Raw genomic sequence first — 21,332 nt, 5'->3', positions numbered from 1 at the left:
GGTCCGTACCTGCATGTCCACGAACCAGGTACCCGGCAGGCACGCAACCAGGCATGCAACCAGGCATCGAGGGGCCGCGCGAGGGCGTCCGTCGGATGTTCAGCCGGGCTGCGGGGTGGTGCGGATGGCCGCGATGTCCAGCTGGAGGCGGACCTTGTCGCTCACCATGGCGCCGCCCTCGGCCAGCCTGGTGTTGTAGGTCAGGCCCCACTCGGAGCGGTTGATGGTGGTGGTGCCGTCGAAGCCGACGCGCTCGTAGCCGAACGGGTCGGTGACGTACCCGATGTAGGTGAGTTCGAGGACGACGGGACGCGTCATGTCCTTGATGGTGAGGTCGCCGGTCATCCGGTAGACGTCGGGGGCCGCCAGTTTCACGGCGGTGCTGAGGAAGCGCATGTGCGGATAGGCGCCGGAGTCCAGGAAGTCACGGCCGGACACATGGCTGTCGCGCTGGTCCACGCCCGTGTCGACGCTGGCGGTGGACAGGATGATCTCGGCACCCGAGCGGGACGGGTCGCGGCCGTCGAAGAAGAGGCGGCTCTGGTAGTCCGTGAAGGCGCCCCGCACGGTCGTGACCATGGCGTGCCGGACGGAGAAGCCGATCCGGCTGTGCGCGGGGTCGATGACCCAGTTACCGGTCAGGGTTCTCAGGTCCGGTTCCGACTGGCCGACCGGGGGGAAATCGGGTGGCCCGTCGGGCCGTTGCGGTTCGACGAGGGTGGCCGAGCGACGCGGAGAGGCACCTCGATTAAAAAGATTCATGACTCACCCAGCTATTGCGCAATAGATATGTATGCAAGCCAAACCAAGATCCACGAGTTTACCGGATTCGTACCCGCCGATTGGCCCGGCATCCTCGCCCGGCCAATGGGTCACAGAATCCACACACCTGTCACCAGGCCCGCAGAAGGCACTGAGTGCCTGGCCCGCACGGATCCGCCCCGGGATCAGCGCAATTCAGGCGCCCAGCGCATATCGCCCTTCTGATGTCGGGTCAGTAGCCGTACTTCGTCGTGTACGCGCATTCGGTGTAGATGTAGCCGGACGACAGTTTGGCGGTGTCCGAGGCCGGGGACTTTCCGAGACCGCTCTTCGATTTGTGCACGAAGTACGTCGTACCGACGGGCAGCCGGATGGTCCGCTGGGGGTAGTTCTTGCCGCTGTCGCTGCACGGCTTGAAGCCCAGCGTGATCGTGCTGGTCAGGGAGTAGGAGGTGCACTTCCCGCAGGCCCTGAGAGTGAAGCTGCCTGTCACCGGGCCCGTGTACAGCACGGTGATGTCGTCGGGACTGTCGTTCTTGACGGTGACGGAGATGTTGCCACCGGACGCCGTGGTCGGCAGGCGCTTGCCCGCGGCGGGCACGGTCTGGGCGACCTCGGCGGCGATGACGATCTTCTTGGCGCGGGCCACGTTCTTGTGCCCACCGGCGTTCTTGACGAAGTCGTTCATGGTGGTGACGGCCTCGGCGAAACTGCCGTCCTTGTACTGGTCCACTCCGCAGTCGTACGTACCCGCCTCCGCGCTCTTCTCCGCGCGGTCGGCGTTCTTGGTGAGGGCCTGGGTCTGTCCGGCGTCCTCTCCCGGCAGTCCGACGATCTGGGAGTTGAGGGATTCGAGGCGCTCGACGGCCTTGCAGGGCTCGTCTCCGCGCACGTCCTTCACGGCCTTGTCGACGGCCGTCCCGACCGAGGGGCCCACCTTCGCGCTCTGTTCGGACTGCGGGAAGGTCCTGAGCAGTTCGCCGTAGTGCGTCGCCCAGTCCGCGGATCCGCCGGACAGGGACTGCGCGCCGCACTCGTAGAGCGAGGTGGCCAGCCGGTCGTCGGGCCATTTCGCCAGTGTGCCGAGGTCCTTCTCGTCCATGGTGCGCGGGACCGTGCGCAGGTACTTCAGGGGCGCCACCGCGGTGCAGTAGTTCTTCTCCCCGTAGGCGGAGGCGACGGTGGTGTAGTAGGTCTTGAGCCGGTCGGGGACCCGCTCGGCCGCCCGCGAGCCGGGGTGGTCGCTGCGCAGACCGCTGTAGACGGTCAGGGCCCTGCGGTAGTCGGACTCCGCGTTCCCGAACTGCTGCCTTCCTGCCGCCCGGACCAGTTTGTCCGCGCGCTCCAGGCGGTCCAGGAGCATCTGTTCGGTGGCTTCGTCGCGTGCGCCGCCGTACAGGGCGACACCTCCTGCGGGCACGGCGAGGAGCACGATGCCGAGGACGACGGCGACCCAGGCCGCCGGCGGCCACATCAGCCGGGTCCGCAGCCCCACGACCGCACCGTGGACGGCCGCGAGCGCGAGAAGGACGACGTACGCGACGAGGGCTCCGCCGGGCACACCGTCCGGGTCCGCGGGCAGCGCCACCAGGAGCAGGAGCGCGGTCGCGACCCAGCAGGCGGCCATCAGCCACCAGCGGCGCACCAGCGCGTACCCGAGGCCCATTCCGCTGAGGTTCAGGAGCGCCACTCCGGCGGCTCTCCAGCCGTCCGCGGGCGCGGGCGGTGGCGCGGTCGGCATCGGCGGTACGACGAATCCGTCGCTGAAGTCATGGTGCTGCCAGGACATGACGGTTTCCCCCGGTCAATCACGTCCGAAGTTCTATGACTTGTCAGCGTACGGTCAGCCATAAGATGGCGACAAGAGGAAGCGGCGACCCGTCAGCAACAACCCGCGCCAGGAGCCCCGTTGACGGGTTCTGCGGTCCCGAAGGGCGCGTCGACGGAGGGCGCGTCGGCGGCGAGGCGGCAGAAGCACGACGCCTCGACCGGTACGTCCGCCACGGCCGCGGCGATCTTCAGTTGCTGGGCCACGATCCGCGCCTCCCCCGCCCTGCCCAGCCGGACGAGGCACTCGTGGAATCCGTGCAGGGCCCAGACGTTGCCGGGGTGGTGCAGAGCGCGGGGCAGTGTGTCGTCGAGTCCCAGGTCGGCCCGGTAGACCGCCTCCGCCTCGGCGACGCGTCCCTGGTCGAGGAGGAGGGCGCCGTACGCGTGCCGGGTCGGCTGCATCCACCCCCAGGGCTCGTCGTACGGAAGGTTGTCGTCCAGCTCGATCGACCGTTCCAGGGCGGCGAAGGCGGCCTCGAAGTTCCCCTTGCGGTACTCCAGTTCGCCGTCGAGCATCGCCGACGCGACCGCGAGGATGTCGGCGCAGGTGTTGTTGAACAGCATCCGGGTCTCCGGAACGCGTGTGACCGTCTCCCTGAACAGCGCGCGCTCGGTCTCGGCCCCGGCGATCCGGCCGGTGGCCGAGTACGCGACCCCGCGGGCGTAGTGGCGCATCGCGGTCGTCACGCAGTACAGCAACGGGTCGGCGGGCAGCGGCAGTTCCAGGATGTCGGCCCAGCGGCCGAACCGGATCAGGACGTGCACCCGCATGGCGAGGAAGCCCTCCAGCCAGTCCGCCATGGGCGGGCTCTGCACCCGCAGCAGCTCTTCCGGAATGGAGGCTTCGAGCTGGGCGGCGGTCTCCAGTGCGGTCCTCGACTGCCCGAGGAACATGGCCCCGTAGATCCTGAAGTGGTAGTTGTGCGAGCGGTACAGCGTGTAGAAGTTCATCGCCCCGGACCGTGCGAGGTACTTCTCGTCGGCGGCGATCGCCGTGCCGTTGTCGGCCACCACGCGCCGGTAGTCGCCGCACAGCACGTCCAGATGGGTGGGCATGTGCTGGAGGTGGCCGGCGTCGGGCACCAGACCGCGCAGCCGGTCCGCCGCGGGCAGCGCGGTCTCGGGGACCGAGGACATCTCCATCAGGTGGATGTACAGGTGCAGCAGCCCCGGGTGCCGTACTCCCGCGTCGGTGGCGAGCGCCCGCTCCAGCACACCTCCTTGGCCGCCGCCGCGCGCGAGCCGTCGGCCGGCTCGCCCGTGCGCAGGTCCCACAGCTGCCAGGGGGTGAGGTTCATCAGCGCGTCGGCGTAGAGCGTGGCGACGTCCAGGTCGTCCGGGGCGAGTGCGTACACGGCGCGCATGCTGTCCGCGTAGGGCTCGTTCCACACCGAGCAGTCCTCGACGGCCTTCGCCTGCGGATAGCGGGCGCGCAGCGCGCCGATCAGGGCCTGTTCGACGGGGGTGGCGCCGGCCGCCTTCTCCTGGGCGAGCTCCACGGCGGCGTGCGTACGGTCGACGGTACGGACCAGGTCCTCGCCGTCGAAGAACTCCCAGGGTTTGTTGTAGTTCGGGCCGAGGGCGTAGGCGATGCCCCAGTGGGCCATGGCGCAGTCGGGGTCCGCCGCCGCGGCGGCCTCGAAGCAGGCGACGGCTTCCTCGTGGTGGAAGGCGTACGACCAGACCAGCCCGCGGTCGAACCACAGCTGGGCCTGAGAGGACTCGGTGCTCACCATGCGGCCGTGGGTACCGAGGTCGTAGTAGTCCATCCGCAACTCCTGCGCGTGCGCGGCCGAAGCCCCCGAAGATTGTGTGGCTCCGAGCCTAGAGGTGATGCGCGCGCATTTGTCCCGCTTCCCGGTGAGTGCCGCGGTCGGTCCGTCCCCCGTCGGCCCGTCCCCCGTCGTGCCGGGGACGGACCGGAACCGGCTGTCCCGCCTTCAAGACTCCTGCCCTCAGGACTCGCGGTCTCAGAACGCGCAAGCTCAGAACTCGCGGTCGATGCCGGTCACGAAGGCCGGGCCCAGCGGAGCGTCCTTCTCGGGGAAGCCGCTGTCGCGCAGGGCCCGCGAGATCAGCTGGACCGCTTCGGCCTCGGCGCTCGCCTGGTCCGCCGCCTCGACCTCGATCCGGGCGGAGAACATGCCGCCCTCCTCGACCGTCAGCAGGCTCAGCTCCTCGCTCTCCCCCAGGTCCGTGTTCTTCGGGTCCCTGGGACGGAGCCTGCGCTCGATGTCGGCGCGCGCGGCGTCCTCGACGCCGTTGACGAACGTGCCGGGGACGGTGATGACGTACGTGGTCATGGGACTCCTTACGAGGCTGCGCCGGGTCGTCGAGGGCGGGTTCGGGCCGCACGGGGCAGGCAGTCCGCGACGAACTCCGCGGTTGTCCTGATCCCATGTGGTCGCTCCCTCGACCGGATCCGCTCCGTGTTCTGCTCCATGAGCTGTTCCGGTCCACCTCTCCCGGCTCGTATGTGATCCACGTTCCACGTTCCCCTCCTTCGGCGGGAAATGCGGACTGTTCCGCGCGGCGGGCCGACAAGGCACCCGACCAGCCTCTTTTGCCCGTACCTCGTGTGGTCCGGTGCCAGGGCCGGGTGAATCGGGGAACAGCAGTCCCCACCGGACGCCCACGGTTCGCGTACACCCCGGTAGCCTCATCGAATTCACGCGCACAGTGCCTCTCCCGGGTGCAGGCGGGGGGCCTCGTGGCGCATTCTTGCTGTGTCAGCCACCCGGGCGGCGCACGGACGAGGTAGGGCCGATGACTGGGAGAGCCGAGCACGAGACCCGGATCCCCGGACGCCTGGACCCGCTGCTCACCGGGATCACCACGGAGGCGATCAGCGCGGCCGGCGGCTTCGCGGGCGGTGTGTACCTGCGCTCCGGCACACCGGGCCTGCTGCGGCTCGCCGTGCTCTCCGGGCTGCCGGGACCGCTGTTCCGCCCCTGGTGGCGGCTGCACGTGGACCGCAGGTTCCCCGTGGCGGACGCCTTCCGGCTGGGCGTCCAGGTGGTGCTTCCGGACGCGACAGAAACGATGCGCCGCTATCCCCAGTTCGCGGCGAGCCTGCCGTTCCAGTTCGGCTCCCTGTACGTACCGGTCGTGGGCAGGTCGACGACGTACGGCGTACTGACCATCCTGCGGCCCTCCGCCTCGGACGCCACCGAGGTCCTGCCCGACCGTGACCGCATGGCGCAGCTGGCCGAAGACCTGGGCCAGGCCCTGTGGAAGCTGGAGGAGGACGGTGAGACGGACATCGCCTGGGACGGCGAACCGCTCTGCGTACGGCCACCGGCCACGCATCCTCCCTCCGGGCGCATCGGACGGTTCACCTGGGACCCGGTGTCCGACGTCGTGACCGCGGACAGCCGTCTGCACGCCCTGCTCGGTGTGGCGCCGGGCAGATGCACGGACACCCCGCAGGCGCTCGCGGACGCCGTGGCCGCCGCCGACTCCCCTCAGATGCTGACCGCCTTACGGGAGACCGCCGCGGGCCGACCACCACCCCTCCCCCTGCCGGTGCACGCGTCCGACGGCAGCCTGCGGCTGCTGGAACTGTGGAATCCGGAGGACACGGCCGTCTCGCCCGGGCCGTGCGCGGTCCGCGGCCTCGTCCTCGACCCGGACATCGGGTCGGCGGCGGACGGAGCGGCCGATCTGCTCCCCGAGGGGGTGTTCTGCCTCGACCGGCTGGGGCTCATCGTCTACGCGAACGAGCAGGCGGCCCGGCTCCTGGGCCGCCCGCGGACGCGGCTCCTGGGCCGTCCCCTGGGCGAGGAGGTGCCGTGGCTGGAGCGCTCCGCCTACGAGGACCATCTGCGCGAGGCGCTGCTGTCGCTGGAGCCGGTGCACTTCCACGTCGTACGTCCCCTGCGGTACGGCGAGGACCCGGCCCCGGAGTTCCACGGGGGCGGTGACTGGCTCGCGGTCTCCGTCTATCCCGGGCCCGACATCCTGACCTGCACCGTCGTACCCGCCAACCGGATGGCCGACCCGGTTCCCGGACTCGCGCCGCCGTCCGAGGGGTCCGCGGCGGCCGGTGTGCCCCTGCCCGACGGGGCCGCCGCCAAGGTCACCTCCATGGCGCCGCTGTACCGCCCGATCGTCCTCGCGATCGCGCTGACCGAGGCGGTCACCGCGCGCCAGGTGTCCGCGGTCGTGATGCAGGAGCTGCTGCCCGCCTTCGGGGGCGGCCGGCTCGCCATCTATCTGCTCCAGGACCGGCACCTCTACCTGGCCTGGGAGACGGGCTTCCCCCAGGGGTTCCTCGCGCCGTTCGAAGGCGTCGGCCTCGACGCGCGGCTGCCGGGGGTGGAGACCCTCACCAGTGGCCGCCCGCTCTTCTTCGAGTCGATGCAGCAGCTCGCGACCGCCTACCCGGGCGTCCCCCTCGACGCGACCGAGGGCTCCCGTGCCTTCCTGCCCCTGATCGCCTCCGGGCGTCCGGTCGGCTCCTGCATCCTGGGCTTCGACCGCCCCCGCGGCTTCAGCACCGAGGAACGTACGGTGCTCACGGCCTTGGCCGGGCTGATCGCGCACGCCATGGAGAAGGCCCAGCGCTACGACACCGAGGCCGCCCTCGCCCGCGGGCTTCAGCAGGCGCTTCTCCCCCGCCGCCTCTCCGCCCATCCGCGGGTGGAGACCGTCGGGCGCTATCTGCCGGGCACGCAGGGGATGGAGGTGGGAGGGGACTGGTACGACGTCGTCGAGTCGGGCGACGGGCTCGCGCTGGTCATCGGCGACGTCCAGGGGCACGGTGTCCAGGCCGCCGCCACGATGGGTCAACTGCGCAGCGCCGTACGGGCCTTCGCGCTCGGTGACCGGCCGCCGGACGAGGTCATGAGCGGCACCAACCATCTGCTGATCGACCTCGACCCCGGTCTGTTCGCCAGCTGCTGCTACATCCGTCTCGATCCGCTCACCGGTCAGGCCCGGGTGGCGAGAGCCGGTCATCCGCCGCCGATCCTGCGCTTCCCGGACGGCCGCACGCATGTCCTGGAGATCCCCGGCGGTGTCGTCCTCGGGGTGGATCCGCAGGCCCAGTACCCGGTGACGGAACTGCACCTGGAGCCGGGCGCGATCCTCGCGCTCTACACGGACGGCCTGGTCGAGACGCCCGGCGTCGACATCGACGAGGGGATCACCGCGCTGCGCGTGGCCCTGGCCCGGGCGGGCTCCCCCGCCGGCCGCCCCGGGGGCCGCTCGCTCGCGGGGGTCGCCGACCGGCTCACCGCGAAGGCCCGCCACGTGGCCAACCGCCCGGACGACATAGCGCTCCTGCTGGCCGCCCGCCGCGCGAAGCCCGACCGCCACCGCTGACCGCCCGCCCGCCCGTTCGCCGCTGACCGCCCGGTCATCCGCTCCGGGACCGGCCCTCATCGGCGTGGCGGGGCCGTCGTCGCGCGGCCGAGGCGTACGGGCACTCCCGGTGAGTACAGCACGCTCACCGGCTCGCCCGTCGGAGCCGGCAGACCGGCCGAGCCGATGAGGTTCTCCTCGCACTCGACCAGCGTCGCGCGGTGCAGCGGCCAGCGCGGATGGTCGTTCGGAAGGAATCCGGCGTCGCCGAAGAACGGCTTGTGCATACCCCACCGGGCGGTGAGGAAGTGTTCGAGGCCGGTGGGTTCCGCTATCCGCTCCCCCGGCCTGACGACCAGGCGGCTGTAGGCGCCCCGCGGGCCCGGCAGGCGCCGCGCGCTGGCGTAGGCGACCGTGTCCTCGCCGGTCCGCACGGACATGCGGGACCACACGTACGGCAGGCGGAAGCCGAGGCGGCCCATGAGCACCGGTACGAGCCGGGAGGCGTCCATGGACCGGAAGACCACACCGCGCCGCCCGTACGCGTCGACCGAGTACAGCCGCACGTTGGTCTCCGGGAAGGAGCCGAAGTAGGGCACGCCGGGCAGTCTCAGCCAGCCCACCCGGTGCATACGGAAGGCGACCAGACCGACGTAGGTGACGCCGTCGAAGGTGTCAGGGACGGTTCCGGCCGACAGCAGGCCCGCCACGGCCGCCGGATCCACGGCCCAGTGCACGAAGGTCAGGTCCAGCCACTCCTGGGTGAGCAGGGGGCGGCGCAGGAGGACCGGGGCGTCGGGCGTGATGGGTTCCGGCGCTGACGAAGTGATCGACACGGGCGCCAGCATCGCAGGGCCGTGCTCCGCGCACGGCGAGAACCCGTGCCGTGTGACGCGTCTGGCACGGGACGGGTGCGGTGCGGGACAGCCGACGTCAGACGTCGGTGGGCAGACCGCTCACCTCGGCGATGCCGCGCAGTTCCTCGTCCTGACGCTGGCGCTCCCCGATGAAGTCGGCGATCTCCTGGCACCGGGCGGGATCGGCCGCGGTACCCGAGTCGGTCACGACCCTGACGGGTCCGCCCTCCTCGGTCTCGATCTCGACGATCTGGTTGTCCATGCGCCCGGTGACGGCGACCGCCACGACGAGGGACGCCTCGTCACGGACCTCCTGCGAGACCTTGGAGCCCTCCTCGCCGTCGAGGCTCAGCTCGATGGGTCCGGCGCGTTGCTCCTGCATCGCTTCGAGGACGGGTTCGACCATGCGCAGCAGCATCGCGTAGTCCGTCGGGTTCATACGGACACGCAGCAGATCGAGGTACAGGTCCACGGGGCGGCTTTCCGGCGGAAACTCTGATTCAGTCATGGGACTCGACTTCCCCAATGTGGGCAATGTGATCGCATCTGCGTCCAGAATGGTGGATCTCCGCGCTCGCCGCCGCTCGAAGCGCCCGCCCCTCGTACAAACGTGCGTTTCGACCGCCAGGTTCACGCGCCCCGGCGGATCCGGGCGGCCTTGCGGGCCTCCGCCGTCTGACGTGCCTCGGCCGTCCTGCGGGACTCGCCACCGGCACGGCCCGGGCGGGTGCCCATGCCCCGGAAGGGGGCGCCGCCGCGCGGGGGACGCTCCGCGGTCTGCCCGCTCCCGGCGACGGGGACACCGGAGGGCTTCTGCGCGCCGGTGATAAGGCTCAGCTCGGCCTCGCCGGAGCGGACCTGGGTGACCTGCGGGCGGATACAGGCGTCGGACATCAGGCGGGTCATGTCGCGGCGCTGATTGGGCATGACCAGCGTGACGACGCTGCCGGACTCGCCCGCGCGGGCCGTACGGCCGCCGCGGTGCAGGTAGTCCTTGTGGTCGGCGGGCGGGTCGACGTTGACGACGAGGTCGAGATCGTCGACGTGGATGCCGCGGGCCGCGACGTTGGTCGCCACCAGCACGGTGACCGCGCCGCTCTTGAACTGGGCCAGGGTGCGGTTGCGCTGGGGCTGCGACTTGCCGCCGTGCAGGGCCCCGGCCTTCACACCGCTGCCGAGCAGGTGCTTGGTGAACTGGTCGACGGCGTGCTTGGTGTCGAGGAACATCAGGACGCGTCCGTCGCGGGCGGCGATCTCCGTGGCGGTGGCGTACTTGTCCGCCCCGTGCACGTACAGCACGTGGTGCTCCATCGTGGTGACGGCACCGGCCGACGGGTCGACCGAGTGGACCACCGGGTCGTGGAGGTAGCCGCGGACCAGGAGGTCGATGTTGCGGTCCAGCGTCGCGGAGAACAGCATCCGCTGCCCCTCCGGCTTCACCATGTCGAGGAGGGCGGTGACCTGGGGCATGAAGCCCATGTCGGCCATCTGGTCCGCCTCGTCCAGGACCGTGATGCCGACCCGGTCCAGACGGCAGTCCTTGCGCTCGACGAGGTCCGTGAGACGGCCGGGGGTCGCGACGACGACCTCGGCGCCGGAACGCAGCGCACCGGCCTGCCGGCCGATCGACATACCGCCGACCACGGTGGCCATCCGCAGCTTCAGCGCCCTGGCGTACGGCGTGAGCGCGTCGGTGACCTGCTGGGCCAGCTCACGGGTGGGGACGAGGACCAGGGCGAGCGGCTTCTTCGGCTCGGCACGCCGTCCGGCCGTGCGGACGAGAAGGGCCAGGCCGAAGGCGAGCGTCTTGCCCGAGCCGGTGCGGCCACGGCCCAACACGTCGCGGCCCGCGAGGGAGTTGGGCAGCGTGGCGGCCTGGATCGGGAAGGGCTCCACCACGCCGAGGCCGGTGAGCGTCTCCAGCAGCTCGGCGGGCAGGCCCAGTTCGGCGAAGGTCGACACCGCCGGGAGAGCGGGGGTGAGGGTGGCCGGCGGCGCGAACTCCCCCTGCAACGCGGCGGGCCGCCGTCCGCTGCCGCCGGAGCGGCCGACGGGGCGCCCCTGGCTCTGCGAGCGGGACCGGCCACCGCGGTCGGAGCCGCCGAAGCCGTCCTTGCGGTTGTTTGAGAAACGATCATTCGTACGAGCTGAGCGGTTCATGAAGAACCTTCCTCGATATGGCACGTATCGAGGAATTCTCGGCGTGTACGAGCCGAACGAATTGCAAGAACGAGCCGGATGCAAGATAAAAGCAGGCCTGCCCAGCCGACTCGGCACACCGGGAGACGGTGTCGGGCGGCGGGAATCCCCGGAATGGAGAACGGGGCGGATCAAAGGGCCGGATCGGGGGTGCGGAGAACGCGTGGACCGGACCGGCCGTCGGTGGGCCCGCGGGGCGGTCCCCCAGGCCTTTGAAAAAGCAACAAGCTGGGGCCCCACGCTAAGTGGGACCCCAGCTGCCTTGTGCGCTACAACATCAGGCAGGAACGATGTTCTCCGCCTGCGGGCCCTTCTGGCCCTGCGTGACGTCGAAGGTCACCTTCTGGCCTTCCTGGAGCTCGCGGAAGCCCTGGGTGGCGATGTTCGAGTAGTGGGCGAAGACGTCGGGGCCGCCGCCGTCCTGCTCGATAAAGCCGAAGCCCTTTTCCGAGTTGAACCACTTCACGGTTCCACTAGCCATGTCATATCCCTTTCGGGGCAGTACCCGGGGGCCCGCACTGTGTGGACCCCTGTGACGCCGCAATTGACCCCGTCCGGAATGGAACGCCGGAAATACAAAAGTGCCCGACGAATACGAATTCGCCTGCGGCACTTGAAGTGTGCGGGAACTACAACTGCAACTCGATCAAGACTATCACGGAGGGCCCGTCAGGCAACGGCACGGCGGCACCGCCGGAAAACCGTTACCTACGGACATCCGGCACCCGTGAAGCCCTCGCGGGAGCGCGCCGCGCGAAGTGGCGGGCGAGGTCCGTGCAGGACTATGGAAACTGACGACTCGTCAGGTTACGCTCCGCGCATGATTCCCACGGTGGTCTGGGGTACCGGCAATGTCGGCCGCGCCGCGATCCGTGCGGTCGAGGCCCATCCGGCGCTCGATCTCGCGGCCGTGCTCGTCCACAGCCCCGACAAGGTCGGACGCGACGCGGGCGAGCTCGGCGGTCTCGGCCGGGGACTCGGGGTCGCGGCGACCGACGACATCGAGGCCGTACTGGCCGCGGCCCCCGGGGCCGTCGTGTACGCGGCCTCGGGCGACATCCGGCCCGACGAGGCGCTGGCCGACATCGGCAGGGCGATCCGCGGCGGCGCCGTGGTCGTCACACCGTCCCTCTATCCGCTCTACGACCAGCGCAACGCCCCGCCCGAGTTCCGTGACCCCGTACTGGCCGCCGTCGCGGACGGCGGCGGGTCGCTGTTCGTCTCCGGCGTCGACCCCGGCTGGGGCAACGACGTCCTGCCCCTGCTGATGAGCGGTCTCGGCACGGCCGTCGACGGCATCCGCTGCCAGGAGGTCTTCGACTACTCCACGTACGAGCAGGAGGAGTCGGTGCGGTTCCTGGTCGGGATGGGGCAGCCGATGGACTACGAGCCGCTGATGCTCGCCCCGTCGATCCCGACCATGGTGTGGGGCGGGCAGATACGGCTGATGGCCCGCGCGCTCGGCGTCGAGATCGACGAGATCCGCGAGACCCTGCAGCGCCGCCCGCTCGACACCACCGTGAGCACCCGGACGATGGGCGAGTTCGAGGCCGGCACCCAGGGCGCGGTGCGCTTCGAGGTGCAGGGGATCGTCGGGGGCGAGCCCCGGATCGTGATCGAGCACGTCACCCGGATCCATCCGTCCTGCGCGCCGGACTGGCCGGTTCCGCCGAACGGCGACGGGGCCCATCGCGTGATCATCGAGGGCCGCCCGCGGATCGAGATCACCGTCGAGGCGACCGACGAGGGCGAGAACCGGTCCGCGGGCGGGAACGCCACGGCGGTCGGCCGGCTGGTGGGCGCCATCGAGTGGCTCGTGGCCGCGGAGCCAGGACTGTACGACGCGCTCGACGTCCCGCTGCTTCCGGCGGCCGGAAGGCTCGGCAGGAAGTGACACCGCGCACGCGAAGGAGTCCCGGATGAACGTCGACATTCCCGAGGGCAGGAACGCGATCGAGTACGTGTGGGGCGACCTCGTCCCCGGTATCGGGCCCGCCGCCGCGAACTTCTCGCTGGCCGTCTACGCCCATACGACCCTGGGGCTGCGCGAGTTCGAGGCCGCGCGGCTGCGGATCGCGCAGATCAACGGCTGCCTCTTCTGCCTCGACTGGCGGACCGAGCGGGACGGGCTCAAGGTCGAGGAGGAGTTCGCCGACGCGGTGGCGAAGTGGCGTACGACCGACGCCTTCGACGAGCGCACCCGCCTCGCCGCCGAGTACGCGGAGCGGTACACCCTGGACCATCACGGCCTCGACGAGGAGTTCTGGGACCGGATGACCGCGCACTACAGCCAGGCCGAGATCGTGGAACTCACCATGAGTCTCGGATCGTGGCTGGCGTTCGGACGGCTCAACCGCGTGCTGGGGCTCGACGCCATGTGCGTCCTGCCGGGGCACTGAGCCGGCGGTCCGGGGCCGTCCGGTGGTCCGGGCGGCCCCGGCCGCTCACCCCGGACGTCGTTACAGGTCCGCGGCGATGATCGCTTCGATGTTGCGTTCGGCGAGCGCCGTGATGGTGACGAACGGGTTGACGCTGGTGTTGCCCGGGATGAGGGAGCCGTCGATGACGTACAGGCCCGGATGTCCCTGCAGGCGGCCGTAGTTGTCGGTCGCCTTGTTGAGCACCGCTCCCCCGAGGGGGTGGTACGTGAGGTGGTCGCCCCAGATCTTGTAGGTGCCGAACAGGTCGGTCCGGTAGATCGTGCCCTCCTTGGCGTTGATCTTGTCGAAGATCGTCTTGGCCATGTCGATGGACGGCTGCTTCCAGGCCGTCTGCCAGTTGAGGTCGACATTGCCCGTCCCCGCGTTGTACGAGAACTGGGCGCGGTTGGGGTTCTTGGTGATCGACAGATAGAACGAGGCATAGGTCTCGATGCCGGTGGGCAGCGGGGCCACCTCGGCGAACGCGCCGCCCGCGGCCCAGTTGTCGATGCCGGAGCACGGGATGGACGACTGCACGGCGCCGGTGGGGTCCCACAGATGGTTGGCGCGGCCGCACATCACGTTGCCGTTGTCGCCCCAGCCCTTGCCCACCTCGCTGTTGAGGCCGGGCAGGGCGCCGGTTGCCTTCAGCCTGACCAGGAGCTTGCTGGTGCCGACGCTGCCGGCCGCGAAGAACACCCGGTCGGCGGTGACGGTCTTGGTGGCCGTGGTGCCGCCGGTGGTGTTGAGCTGGTCGATGACGACCGTGTAGCCGCCACCGGAGGCCGGGGCGACCGAAGTGACCTTGTGGAGGGGTGAGACGGCGACCCGTCCGGTCGCCTTCGCCCTGGCCAGATAGGTCTTCTGCAGGGACTTCTTGCCGTAGTTGTTGCCATAGAGGATCTCGCCCGCGAGCGCGGACTTCGGTACGGTCCCGGCCGCCTCCTGCTCCATGTAGTCCCAGTCGTACACGTCGGGCACGAAGACGAACGGGAAGCCCGAACGCTCCGCGTGCTTACGGCCGACCCGCGCGTACTGGTAGCAGTCGGCGGTCTCGAACCAGGTCGGGTCGACCGTGGCGACCCCGAGGCCGGCGTTGGCGCGCGGGTAGTAGACGGAGTACATCTGGGCGGCGTCGACCGACGGCAGGACGGCGGCGAAGTTCTCCCGCTTCGGAGTGACCGCCATGCCTCCGTTGACCAGCGAACCACCGCCGACACCGCGGCCCTGGTAGACGATGATGCCGCCCATCTCCTCGGCGTCCAGGATGCCGGTGTAGCGGGGGATGTCCTTGTCGATGGGGAAGCCGAGGAAGTTGCTGAGCGGCTGCTTCGTCCTGGTGCGCAGCCAGTAGGACCGGTAGTCGGGGCTGGTCGTGTTGGCGAAGATCTTGCCGTCGGAGCCGGGGGTGTCCCAGGCCATACCCATCTCGATCATGTGGACGTCGACGCCCGCCTGGGCCAGGCGCAGGGCGGCCACCGAGCCGCCGTATCCGGTGCCGATCACGAGGGCGGGCACATGCGCCCCCGGTTCGATCACCGCCGCCGCGGCCGAGGTGGCGGCGTGCGCCGGGGTCAGTTGCCCGGCGAGCGCGGCCGAGCCAAGAAAAGAACCAGTTCCAGTGATGAATCTTCGCCGGGACACACCCCTCAGGCCCGTCCCACGTGGGGAATCGTCGTTCATGCGCGGCTCCTCACTCTCATAGAGTGAAACGGGTTCTACTGGCACCCCCGTGAGAAGTCACGCCATACCCTGAGGTAACTTTCAAACGATCACATAGTGGGCATCACGTATCGCACGTCCCGTACTTGACGGGGCGTCACATATCGCGCAGCAGCCGCCTGGCGGTCAGCGCGAGGCTGAACTCGACCATGTCCGCCGGGCGGGCGAGCGACCGTCCGGTCAACTGCTCGCACCGCTTCAGCCGGTTGAGGACGGTGTTGCGATGGCAGTACAGCCGGGCGCTCGCCCGCTGCGCCGAGCCGTCGCAGTCCAGCCACGCGGCCAGCGTGTCCAGCAGGATGTCGCGGTCGGACGGCTCCAGACGCAGCAGCGGTCCCAGGACCCGCTCGGCCAGCGCGCCGCCCAGCTCCGGGCACGACATCACGAGGGCGGCGGGCAACTGCTCGGTCAGCCGTACGGTGCCGCCGTCGTCCGCGCACATGCTCAGGGCCATGTCCGCCAGCCTGCGGGCGTCGCCCACCGCGGCGAGGCCCGCCACGACGGGGCCGACACCGACCCTCGTGCCGGCGGGCGCGGTCAGCCCCACCGCCAGCTCGTCCTGATCTCCGTCACCGTCACCGTCGCCCACCAGGACGATGCAGTGGTCGACCTCCACCCCCGTGTGCCAGTACACGCGGGCCCCGGCCGGGACGACGGCGCCGGGCACGGAGGTGCGGCCCGCCTGGCGGCCACCCGCGACGGCGATCACGGCGTACCGGCCCTGTTCCGGCAGGTCCAGCGCCTCGGCCGTCTCGGCGACGTCCGCGATCCGGCTCGTACCGTCGAGCAGGGCGGCGGTCAGCAGCCGCACCCGGTGCTCCTGGCGCCAGGCGTGCTGGCGCTCCACCTTGCGGTAGACGTCCGCCACGAGGGTGCAGTGCTCGTCCACGAAGTTCCATACGTCGGCCGCCACATGGACGAGCAGACGGACGTCCTCGGGGGCGGTCCGTGAGGTCTCCTCGACCAGCGCCTGCCAGATCAGCGATCCGCCGAGCCGGAAGGCGTGCAGCAACGCGTCCAGCGGCAGCCCCTGTTCGGCACGGGAGGCACCGATCTTCCACGAGCAGCGCAGTGCGGCGTCGCGGGCGTTCCTCGGGTCGAGGAGCGAGCTGACGCTGTGCCTCAGTGAGCGGTGCACCTCCTGCCAGGTGCCCGCGGGGTCGCTCTCCAGGGTGCTGCGGTAGGCGGGTTCCCGTTCCCGCAGCGCCGCCACCAGCCGGTCGGTCAGCTCCGGGAGGTTGTTCAGGAGAACGCGGGCCGACCGGTGCAGCACACGAAGGGCGTCGGCGTCGATCAGCGAACGGACCCTCGGGCCACGTGACGGCGCGGCGGACGGCGGTCCGTGACCCAGCTCGGCTCGGGACCGTACGGCTTGCTGCATCACATCTCCCGGGGCGTCGGCTCGGCTGCTCCGTAGAATGACATACCGTCCAGTCGGTCCCTAGGGTTGTGCGTCGTTCTTTTCCATCGGCCCGTGACACGCACCCTGCGTGCCCCGGGGTTTCAGGGGAATCCGGAAGCCGAACGGGAGGAGATGTGTCATGTATCTGGCACGTGGTGGCGGCGCGGACCCCGAGGGCCTGCTCTGGGCCCTGGGCGCCCTCACTCTGTACGCGCTGATCAGCTACGCACTGGCGTACCGGGCGCGCGCCCGGCGCGGCTCCGGGCATCCGGCCCATGACGCCCTGCACGACCTCAAGGACCGCGAGGAGCCGCAGACGCCCCGGCAGCGTTTCGAGAGCCGCACGATCATGCTGTGCGGAGCGGCCGCGACCGGTCTGGTCGCCTTCGCCACCTTGGGCGTGGTGCGGGTGGTGGCGATCACGGTCACCGCGGTCGTGGCGGTCTCCGTGTGGGCGTACTACGACCACCGGACCGAGAATCCGGCGGCTCAGCGGCGCTGACGTGCGGTGGGCCGCCGTCGCCCCGCAGGGGGCCCTTCACCGTCCGCGGCTCAGGGGCCGGGGCCCGGGTCCGGTTCCACGGCGTCGGTGATGCCGGCGCGGGCGGCTTCGAGCTGGGCGGCGAAGGCCACTCCGAGGAACAGCGCGACACCGGTGAGGTTGGCCCACAGCAGCAGGGCCACGAACGCGGTGAGAGGACCGTAGACGGCACCGAACGACCCGCTCTCGGCGACGTACAGCGCCAGCAGCCAGGTGGCCGCGACCCACAGCACCAGATGGACCGCCGAGCCGAAGGCCAGCCAGGTGTAGCCGGGCTGGTCCCGGCGCGGAGCCCAGCGGAAGATCACCGCGGAGGCGACCCACACCAGCACCACGCCCAGGGGCACTTCGAGCGGGCCCCACCAGTCGAGCACGTCCCGGGACCAGCCGAGTGCCTCCACCACCGACTGCCCCACCGCGTCACCGGCGACCAGGACGAGGAACCCCAGAACCAAGGGCATGCCCGCGGTGAGGGCGAGGAGCAGCGACCGGCCGTACTTGACCAGGAACGGGCGATCGCGCTCGATGCCGTATATCCGGTTGGCGCCCCGCTCGACCTGGCCCATCGCCGAGGTCAGGTTGAGCACGGCGAAGGCCAGGCCCAGCCACATCGCGAGGGCGCCCCAGATGCCGGATCCCGCGCTGCGGGCGGTCTTGTCCAGGGCCTCCTCCACCAGGTCGGCACTGGCGCCGGGCACGATCCGGCCGAGGGTCAGCTCGATGATCCGTCCGATGCTCTCGGTGTGGACGGTCGTGGCGACCCCCACCAGGGCGATGGTGAACGGCACCATGCCGACGACCACCTGGAAGGCGAGGGAGCGCGCGTTGGTGAAGCCGTCGGCGTAGCGGAAGCGGGAGAACGCGTCCACCAGGAGGCGCCGGCCTCCGTAGCGGCGCAGCGCGGCGAGTGCCTCGTCGCCGGAGAGTTCCTCCCCGATCATGTCCCGGGTCTGCGGGACGTGCACGGCGGTACCCATCGCGTATGTCTCCTCAAGTCGTCCGTCCGGCGACCCGAGCCGAACGGGAGATCATCGCACACACATCCGGCCACGTCCGGAACGGGCCGGATCCCGGTCGGTTCCGCCATCATGGGGCCGACGCCGTCCGGGCGCGGAACCCAGCCGGCTCCCGCGTTCCCGGCACGCCGCACAGCGCTCCGGCACACCCAGTACCCCCACCACAGCGGAGTCGCACACGCATGGGAACCATCGACGCATCGCCCCGCGCCCGCTCGGCGGCGGCCTCGTGAACGCGGCCCGCATTCCCGGGCTGGTGCTGCCCGTCGCCTTCTTCTGCGCCTTCGTCGCCGCCGGCTTCTGGTACTGGCGTCACCGCGGCGACTGAGGCCGAGCGACGCCTCCCGCCGTCTCCGATGCGGTCTGCCGCCGGGTCAGGCGGAGTGGCGGCGGATGTCCTTGAGGAGGTCGTCGATGCTCTGCGGGGTCGTCGCGAAGGAGGTGACGAAGCGGACGACGCCGGGCGCCCAGCGGTCGTGGTAGAAGGCGTAGCCGTCGGCCAGCAGCCCCTCGATGACCTGCTGGGGCAGTCGGCAGAAGAGGATGTTGGCCTCGGCGGCGCCGAGGAGGTCCACCTCCGGTATGGCCTTGACGCCGTCCTGGAGGCGGGCGGCCATGGCGTTGGCGTGGGTCGCGTTGCGCAGCCACAGGCCGTCCGTCAGGTACGCGTCGAGCTGGGCGGCGTGGAAGCGCATCTTGGAGGCGAGCTGGCCGGCCCGCTTGGCGCGGAAGCTCAGTTCGGCGGTGAGGGAGCGGTCGAAGACGACGATCGCCTCGGCGGTCATCGTGCCGTTCTTGGTGGCCCCGAACGACAGCAGGTCGACCCCGGCCCGCCAGGTCAGGTCGGCCGGGGTGGCACCGAGGGCCGCGACGGCTCCCGCGAACCGGGCGCCGTCCATGTGGAACCGCAGGCCCGGCTCCTTGGTGATCGAGCCGAGGGTGCGCAGTTCGTCGAGGGAGTAGACGGAGCCGGTCTCGGTGGACTGCGTGACGCTCACCACGGAGGGTTCCACGCTGTGCACGTCACCGGCCTTGTTGCGGACGGCCGCACGGAGTTCGTCCGCGTCGATCTTCGCGTCGTCGCCGCCGAGGGGTACGAGCTTCGCGCCCGCGGTGTAGAACTCGGGCGCCCCGCACTCGTCGTTGTTGATGTGGCTGTCGCGGTGGCACAGGACGCTGCCCCAGGGCGGGGTGAGCGCGGCCAGGCTCAGCGCGTTCGCGGCGGAGCCGGTGGAGACGACGAGGATGTCGACGTCGCGTTCGAAGATCTCGGACAGCTTGCCGCGGACACCGGCCGTGATGCCGTCGGAGCCGTAGGGCGAGGCCGGGCCCGCGGCGGCCCGGACCACCGCGTCGACTATCTCCGGGGAGGCGCCGGCCGCGTTGTCGCTGCTGAAGGTACGCGCGGCGGTGGCGGTGGCGGCGGTCGTGCTGTTGCTCATGCCGTGGGTCCTGACTTTCCGGTGAGTCGTGTGCTGGGGTGGGGCGCCCGCGCCGGGTCGGCGGCGGTGACGAGCTGGCGCAGGGCCCCGTAATAGACCTCGTGGTCGGTCAGGACGGGCAGGATCGCCGCCACGTCGCCGGTCAGCGCCGGGTGGTCCGCCGGGTCGAGGGAGGCGAGGGCGGTGCGGGTGAGCGCCTGGGTGGCCTTGGGATCGCGGTGGTCCACGAAACTCGCGCTGCCGAGGGTGAGCAGGTAGATCCGCCGGTAGACGGTGATCGCCTCCCGGTGGGTCATCCCGGCCGCGAGGCTGTCGGCGAGCTGCGGCTCGACGAGCCGGGCCAGCAGGTGCGGGCCGAGCCAGGGGCGGGCGCCCCGCAGCGCGACCAGGCCCGGGTGCGCCGACAGCAGGCGGTACAGGGCGCCGAACCGCGTCTCGGTGGCCTCGGCCCAGTCGGTGCCCGGTTCGATCACGGGCAGCCGGGCGGCCAGATGGTCGGTGCACAGGTCCAGCAGTCCGGCCAGATCGGTGCAGCGGCGCTGGAGGGAGGCGAGGGAGATGCCCAGCCGGGCGGCCAGCGCGCGGAAGGTCAGCGCGTGGGGGCCGGACTCGTCGACCAGCCGCAATGCGGCCTCGGCGATCCGGTCGGGGGTCGCGCGGTCCAGGGACGGGGAGTTCCGTGGCATGCGTGTCAGTGTACGGTACGCCGTATCGGAGGCGCCGCCTGGAGCGTCACCCCGCACGCACGTGACCCGGCCGCCTCCCCCCAGGGGCGACCGGGTCACGGCGCACGGGAGCGCTGCACCACGCCGGCACGGGCCGGGCCGTGCGGTTCACCGCCCGTGCCGGAAATCGTTCACAGATTCCGGGGAGGCGTGGTGAACGATTCGTCGAAGTCCTCTTCCCGGACCACGCTCAGGGCCCAGATGATGAAGCCCGAGAAGGCGATCATCACGATGGACCAGACCGGGTAGTACGGCATGGAGAGGAAGTTGCCGATGATGATGAGGCCGCCGATGGCCATGCCGGCGACCCTCGCCCAGGTCGACGCCTGGAAGAGTCCGATGCTGACGATCACGGCCACGGCACCCAGGCCGAGATGGATCCAGCCCCATGACGTCAGGTCGAACTCGAAGATGTAGTTGGGGGTGTTGATGAACAGGTCGTCCTCGGCGACCGCCATGATCCCCCGGAGCATGTCGAGCACACCCGCGATCATGAGCATGATCGCCGCGAAGACCGTCAGGCCTTCGGCCCAGTGCCGTTTGCCCGAGTGCGCGTGTGTGTGACCGGTGTGTGTCGCAGTCATACCGAATACCTCGTCTCAGTGTCGTGCGATGCCGTCAGCGACCGGCCGCCGAATGCGTGGTGCCCGTCCCTCCCGAGGTGCCGGAGCCGCTCAGCACCAGCTCCTTCGCCCGGTGGAACTCTTCCTCCGTGATGTCGCCGCGGGCCTTGATCTCCGACAGCCTGGCGAGTTCGTCGACGCTGCTCGGCCGGTCCGCGCTGCGGGCGGTCTGCCGGACGTACGAGTCGAAGGCCTGCTGCTGCGCACGCGCCTGCGCCACCTCGCGGTGCCCCATGTTCTTGCCCCGTGCGATCACGTAGACGAAGACGCCGAGGAACGGCAGGAAGACCACGAACACCAGCCAGCCGGCTTTGGCCCAGCCGCTCATGTCGTCGTCCCGGAAGATGTCGACGACGATCCGGAACAGCAGGACGAACCACATGATCCACAGGAAGAAGACCAGCATGGACCAGAAGACGCTCATGAGCGGATAGTCGTAGGCGAGGTACATGACTTTCCTCCGTCCTGGGCGTTTGCCCAGCCGTTTTC

18 protein-coding genes and 1 pseudogene are annotated in these 21,332 nt (G+C 70.4%); 4 read left to right on the top strand and 15 right to left on the bottom strand.

Annotation, left to right across the window (positions count from 1 at the left end; translation table 11 throughout):
* Positions 1–99 precede the first annotated feature (99 nt).
* The 4 genes and pseudogenes from ACZ60E_RS00810 to ACZ60E_RS00795 form a co-directional block, all read right to left on the bottom strand.
* A complete protein-coding gene (locus ACZ60E_RS00810) occupies positions 100–762 on the bottom strand; it encodes a YceI family protein (protein ID WP_384802830.1) in 663 nt (220 codons plus the stop codon).
* Between the two features lie 232 nt (positions 763–994).
* Positions 995–2,551 carry a hypothetical protein gene (locus ACZ60E_RS00805; protein ID WP_469436642.1) on the bottom strand — a complete coding sequence of 519 codons (1,557 nt, stop codon included), beginning with the start codon at positions 2,549–2,551 and terminating at the stop codon, positions 995–997.
* A 92-nt stretch (positions 2,552–2,643) separates the two neighbouring features.
* Positions 2,644–4,361, bottom strand: a pseudogene (locus ACZ60E_RS00800) (hypothetical protein).
* Positions 4,362–4,577: 216 nt separating this feature from the next.
* Positions 4,578–4,895 (bottom strand): hypothetical protein, encoded by a 318-nt coding sequence (locus tag ACZ60E_RS00795; RefSeq protein ID WP_384802839.1) that lies wholly within the window; start codon positions 4,893–4,895, stop codon positions 4,578–4,580.
* Positions 4,896–5,358: 463 nt separating this feature from the next.
* Between ACZ60E_RS00795 and ACZ60E_RS00790 the strand changes: the two genes are divergently transcribed.
* On the top strand, positions 5,359–7,917 hold the full coding sequence (locus ACZ60E_RS00790; protein ID WP_469436637.1) for a SpoIIE family protein phosphatase: 2,559 nt from the start codon (positions 5,359–5,361) through the stop codon (positions 7,915–7,917).
* A gap of 56 nt (positions 7,918–7,973) precedes the next feature.
* On the opposite strand, the gene ACZ60E_RS00785 is transcribed toward ACZ60E_RS00790, so the two are convergent.
* The 4 genes from ACZ60E_RS00785 to ACZ60E_RS00770 all read right to left on the bottom strand — a co-directional run bounded on the left by ACZ60E_RS00785 (position 7,974) and on the right by ACZ60E_RS00770 (position 11,433).
* Positions 7,974–8,732 carry a YqjF family protein gene (locus ACZ60E_RS00785; protein ID WP_469436635.1) on the bottom strand — a complete coding sequence of 253 codons (759 nt, stop codon included), beginning with the start codon at positions 8,730–8,732 and terminating at the stop codon, positions 7,974–7,976.
* A 97-nt stretch (positions 8,733–8,829) separates the two neighbouring features.
* Entirely contained in the window at positions 8,830–9,261 is a 432-nt protein-coding gene (locus ACZ60E_RS00780) for a hypothetical protein (protein WP_384802846.1), read from the bottom strand.
* A 122-nt stretch (positions 9,262–9,383) separates the two neighbouring features.
* Positions 9,384–10,913, bottom strand: coding sequence for a DEAD/DEAH box helicase (locus ACZ60E_RS00775; protein ID WP_469436632.1), 1,530 nt, complete (start codon positions 10,911–10,913; stop codon positions 9,384–9,386).
* A gap of 316 nt (positions 10,914–11,229) precedes the next feature.
* Positions 11,230–11,433 carry a cold-shock protein gene (locus ACZ60E_RS00770; RefSeq protein WP_107014974.1) on the bottom strand — a complete coding sequence of 68 codons (204 nt, stop codon included), beginning with the start codon at positions 11,431–11,433 and terminating at the stop codon, positions 11,230–11,232.
* A gap of 339 nt (positions 11,434–11,772) precedes the next feature.
* On the opposite strand from ACZ60E_RS00770, the gene ACZ60E_RS00765 reads away from it, so the two are divergent.
* Together ACZ60E_RS00765 and ACZ60E_RS00760 are read left to right on the top strand one after the other, a co-directional pair.
* Positions 11,773–12,846: an NAD(P)H-dependent amine dehydrogenase family protein gene (locus ACZ60E_RS00765; RefSeq protein WP_469436627.1), complete on the top strand. Its 1,074-nt coding sequence runs from the start codon at positions 11,773–11,775 to the stop codon at positions 12,844–12,846.
* Between the two features lie 25 nt (positions 12,847–12,871).
* Positions 12,872–13,351, top strand: coding sequence for a carboxymuconolactone decarboxylase family protein (locus tag ACZ60E_RS00760; RefSeq protein ID WP_384802855.1), 480 nt, complete (start codon positions 12,872–12,874; stop codon positions 13,349–13,351).
* Between the two features lie 60 nt (positions 13,352–13,411).
* On the opposite strand, the gene ACZ60E_RS00755 is transcribed toward ACZ60E_RS00760, so the two are convergent.
* Positions 13,412–15,055, bottom strand: coding sequence for a GMC oxidoreductase (locus ACZ60E_RS00755; RefSeq protein WP_384802858.1), 1,644 nt, complete (start codon positions 15,053–15,055; stop codon positions 13,412–13,414).
* A gap of 136 nt (positions 15,056–15,191) precedes the next feature.
* On the bottom strand, positions 15,192–16,475 hold the full coding sequence (locus ACZ60E_RS00750) for a PucR family transcriptional regulator (RefSeq protein ID WP_469436622.1): 1,284 nt from the start codon (positions 16,473–16,475) through the stop codon (positions 15,192–15,194).
* Between the two features lie 160 nt (positions 16,476–16,635).
* Between ACZ60E_RS00750 and ACZ60E_RS00745 the strand changes: the two genes are divergently transcribed.
* On the top strand, positions 16,636–16,998 hold the full coding sequence (locus ACZ60E_RS00745; RefSeq protein WP_469436620.1) for a hypothetical protein: 363 nt from the start codon (positions 16,636–16,638) through the stop codon (positions 16,996–16,998).
* A gap of 50 nt (positions 16,999–17,048) precedes the next feature.
* Here ACZ60E_RS00745 and ACZ60E_RS00740 read toward each other — a convergent pair whose 3' ends face one another.
* The 5 genes from ACZ60E_RS00740 to ACZ60E_RS00720 form a co-directional block, all read right to left on the bottom strand.
* On the bottom strand, positions 17,049–18,014 hold the full coding sequence (locus tag ACZ60E_RS00740) for a YihY/virulence factor BrkB family protein (protein WP_384802867.1): 966 nt from the start codon (positions 18,012–18,014) through the stop codon (positions 17,049–17,051).
* Positions 18,015–18,427: 413 nt separating this feature from the next.
* Positions 18,428–19,495 (bottom strand): threonine aldolase family protein, encoded by a 1,068-nt coding sequence (locus tag ACZ60E_RS00735; RefSeq protein WP_469436616.1) that lies wholly within the window; start codon positions 19,493–19,495, stop codon positions 18,428–18,430.
* Complete coding sequence (locus tag ACZ60E_RS00730; protein WP_469436612.1) at positions 19,492–20,181, bottom strand: TetR/AcrR family transcriptional regulator; 690 nt, start codon at positions 20,179–20,181, stop codon at positions 19,492–19,494. The genes ACZ60E_RS00735 and ACZ60E_RS00730 overlap by 4 nt, the downstream gene beginning before the upstream one ends.
* 170 nt (positions 20,182–20,351) lie before the next feature.
* Positions 20,352–20,804, bottom strand: a complete 453-nt coding sequence (locus ACZ60E_RS00725; protein WP_469436609.1) for a DUF7144 family membrane protein — start codon at positions 20,802–20,804, stop codon at positions 20,352–20,354.
* A gap of 34 nt (positions 20,805–20,838) precedes the next feature.
* Positions 20,839–21,294 (bottom strand): SHOCT domain-containing protein, encoded by a 456-nt coding sequence (locus ACZ60E_RS00720; RefSeq protein ID WP_469436607.1) that lies wholly within the window; start codon positions 21,292–21,294, stop codon positions 20,839–20,841.
* Between the last annotated feature and the right edge of the window lie 38 nt (positions 21,295–21,332).

Source organism: Streptomyces sp. NPDC102514 (assembly GCF_055584525.1).
Note: the sequence above shows the minus strand (reverse complement) of the source record. Positions and strands in the feature narration are given on the sequence as shown.

Coding starts and splice junctions, on each gene's coding strand:
- ACZ60E_RS00725 (WP_469436609.1), bottom strand. CDS start 20,804: ATGACTGCGACACACACCGGTCACACACACGCGCACTCGGGCAAACGG.
- ACZ60E_RS00780 (WP_384802846.1), bottom strand. CDS start 9,261: ATGACTGAATCAGAGTTTCCGCCGGAAAGCCGCCCCGTGGACCTGTAC.
- ACZ60E_RS00790 (WP_469436637.1), top strand. CDS start 5,359: ATGACTGGGAGAGCCGAGCACGAGACCCGGATCCCCGGACGCCTGGAC.
- ACZ60E_RS00745 (WP_469436620.1), top strand. CDS start 16,636: ATGTATCTGGCACGTGGTGGCGGCGCGGACCCCGAGGGCCTGCTCTGG.
- ACZ60E_RS00735 (WP_469436616.1), bottom strand. CDS start 19,495: ATGAGCAACAGCACGACCGCCGCCACCGCCACCGCCGCGCGTACCTTC.
- ACZ60E_RS00765 (WP_469436627.1), top strand. CDS start 11,773: ATGATTCCCACGGTGGTCTGGGGTACCGGCAATGTCGGCCGCGCCGCG.
- ACZ60E_RS00770 (WP_107014974.1), bottom strand. CDS start 11,433: ATGGCTAGTGGAACCGTGAAGTGGTTCAACTCGGAAAAGGGCTTCGGC.
- ACZ60E_RS00740 (WP_384802867.1), bottom strand. CDS start 18,014: ATGGGTACCGCCGTGCACGTCCCGCAGACCCGGGACATGATCGGGGAG.
- ACZ60E_RS00795 (WP_384802839.1), bottom strand. CDS start 4,895: ATGACCACGTACGTCATCACCGTCCCCGGCACGTTCGTCAACGGCGTC.
- ACZ60E_RS00750 (WP_469436622.1), bottom strand. CDS start 16,475: ATGCAGCAAGCCGTACGGTCCCGAGCCGAGCTGGGTCACGGACCGCCG.
- ACZ60E_RS00775 (WP_469436632.1), bottom strand. CDS start 10,913: ATGAACCGCTCAGCTCGTACGAATGATCGTTTCTCAAACAACCGCAAG.
- ACZ60E_RS00810 (WP_384802830.1), bottom strand. CDS start 762: ATGAATCTTTTTAATCGAGGTGCCTCTCCGCGTCGCTCGGCCACCCTC.
- ACZ60E_RS00720 (WP_469436607.1), bottom strand. CDS start 21,294: ATGTACCTCGCCTACGACTATCCGCTCATGAGCGTCTTCTGGTCCATG.
- ACZ60E_RS00760 (WP_384802855.1), top strand. CDS start 12,872: ATGAACGTCGACATTCCCGAGGGCAGGAACGCGATCGAGTACGTGTGG.
- ACZ60E_RS00805 (WP_469436642.1), bottom strand. CDS start 2,551: ATGTCCTGGCAGCACCATGACTTCAGCGACGGATTCGTCGTACCGCCG.
- ACZ60E_RS00730 (WP_469436612.1), bottom strand. CDS start 20,181: ATGCCACGGAACTCCCCGTCCCTGGACCGCGCGACCCCCGACCGGATC.
- ACZ60E_RS00755 (WP_384802858.1), bottom strand. CDS start 15,055: ATGAACGACGATTCCCCACGTGGGACGGGCCTGAGGGGTGTGTCCCGG.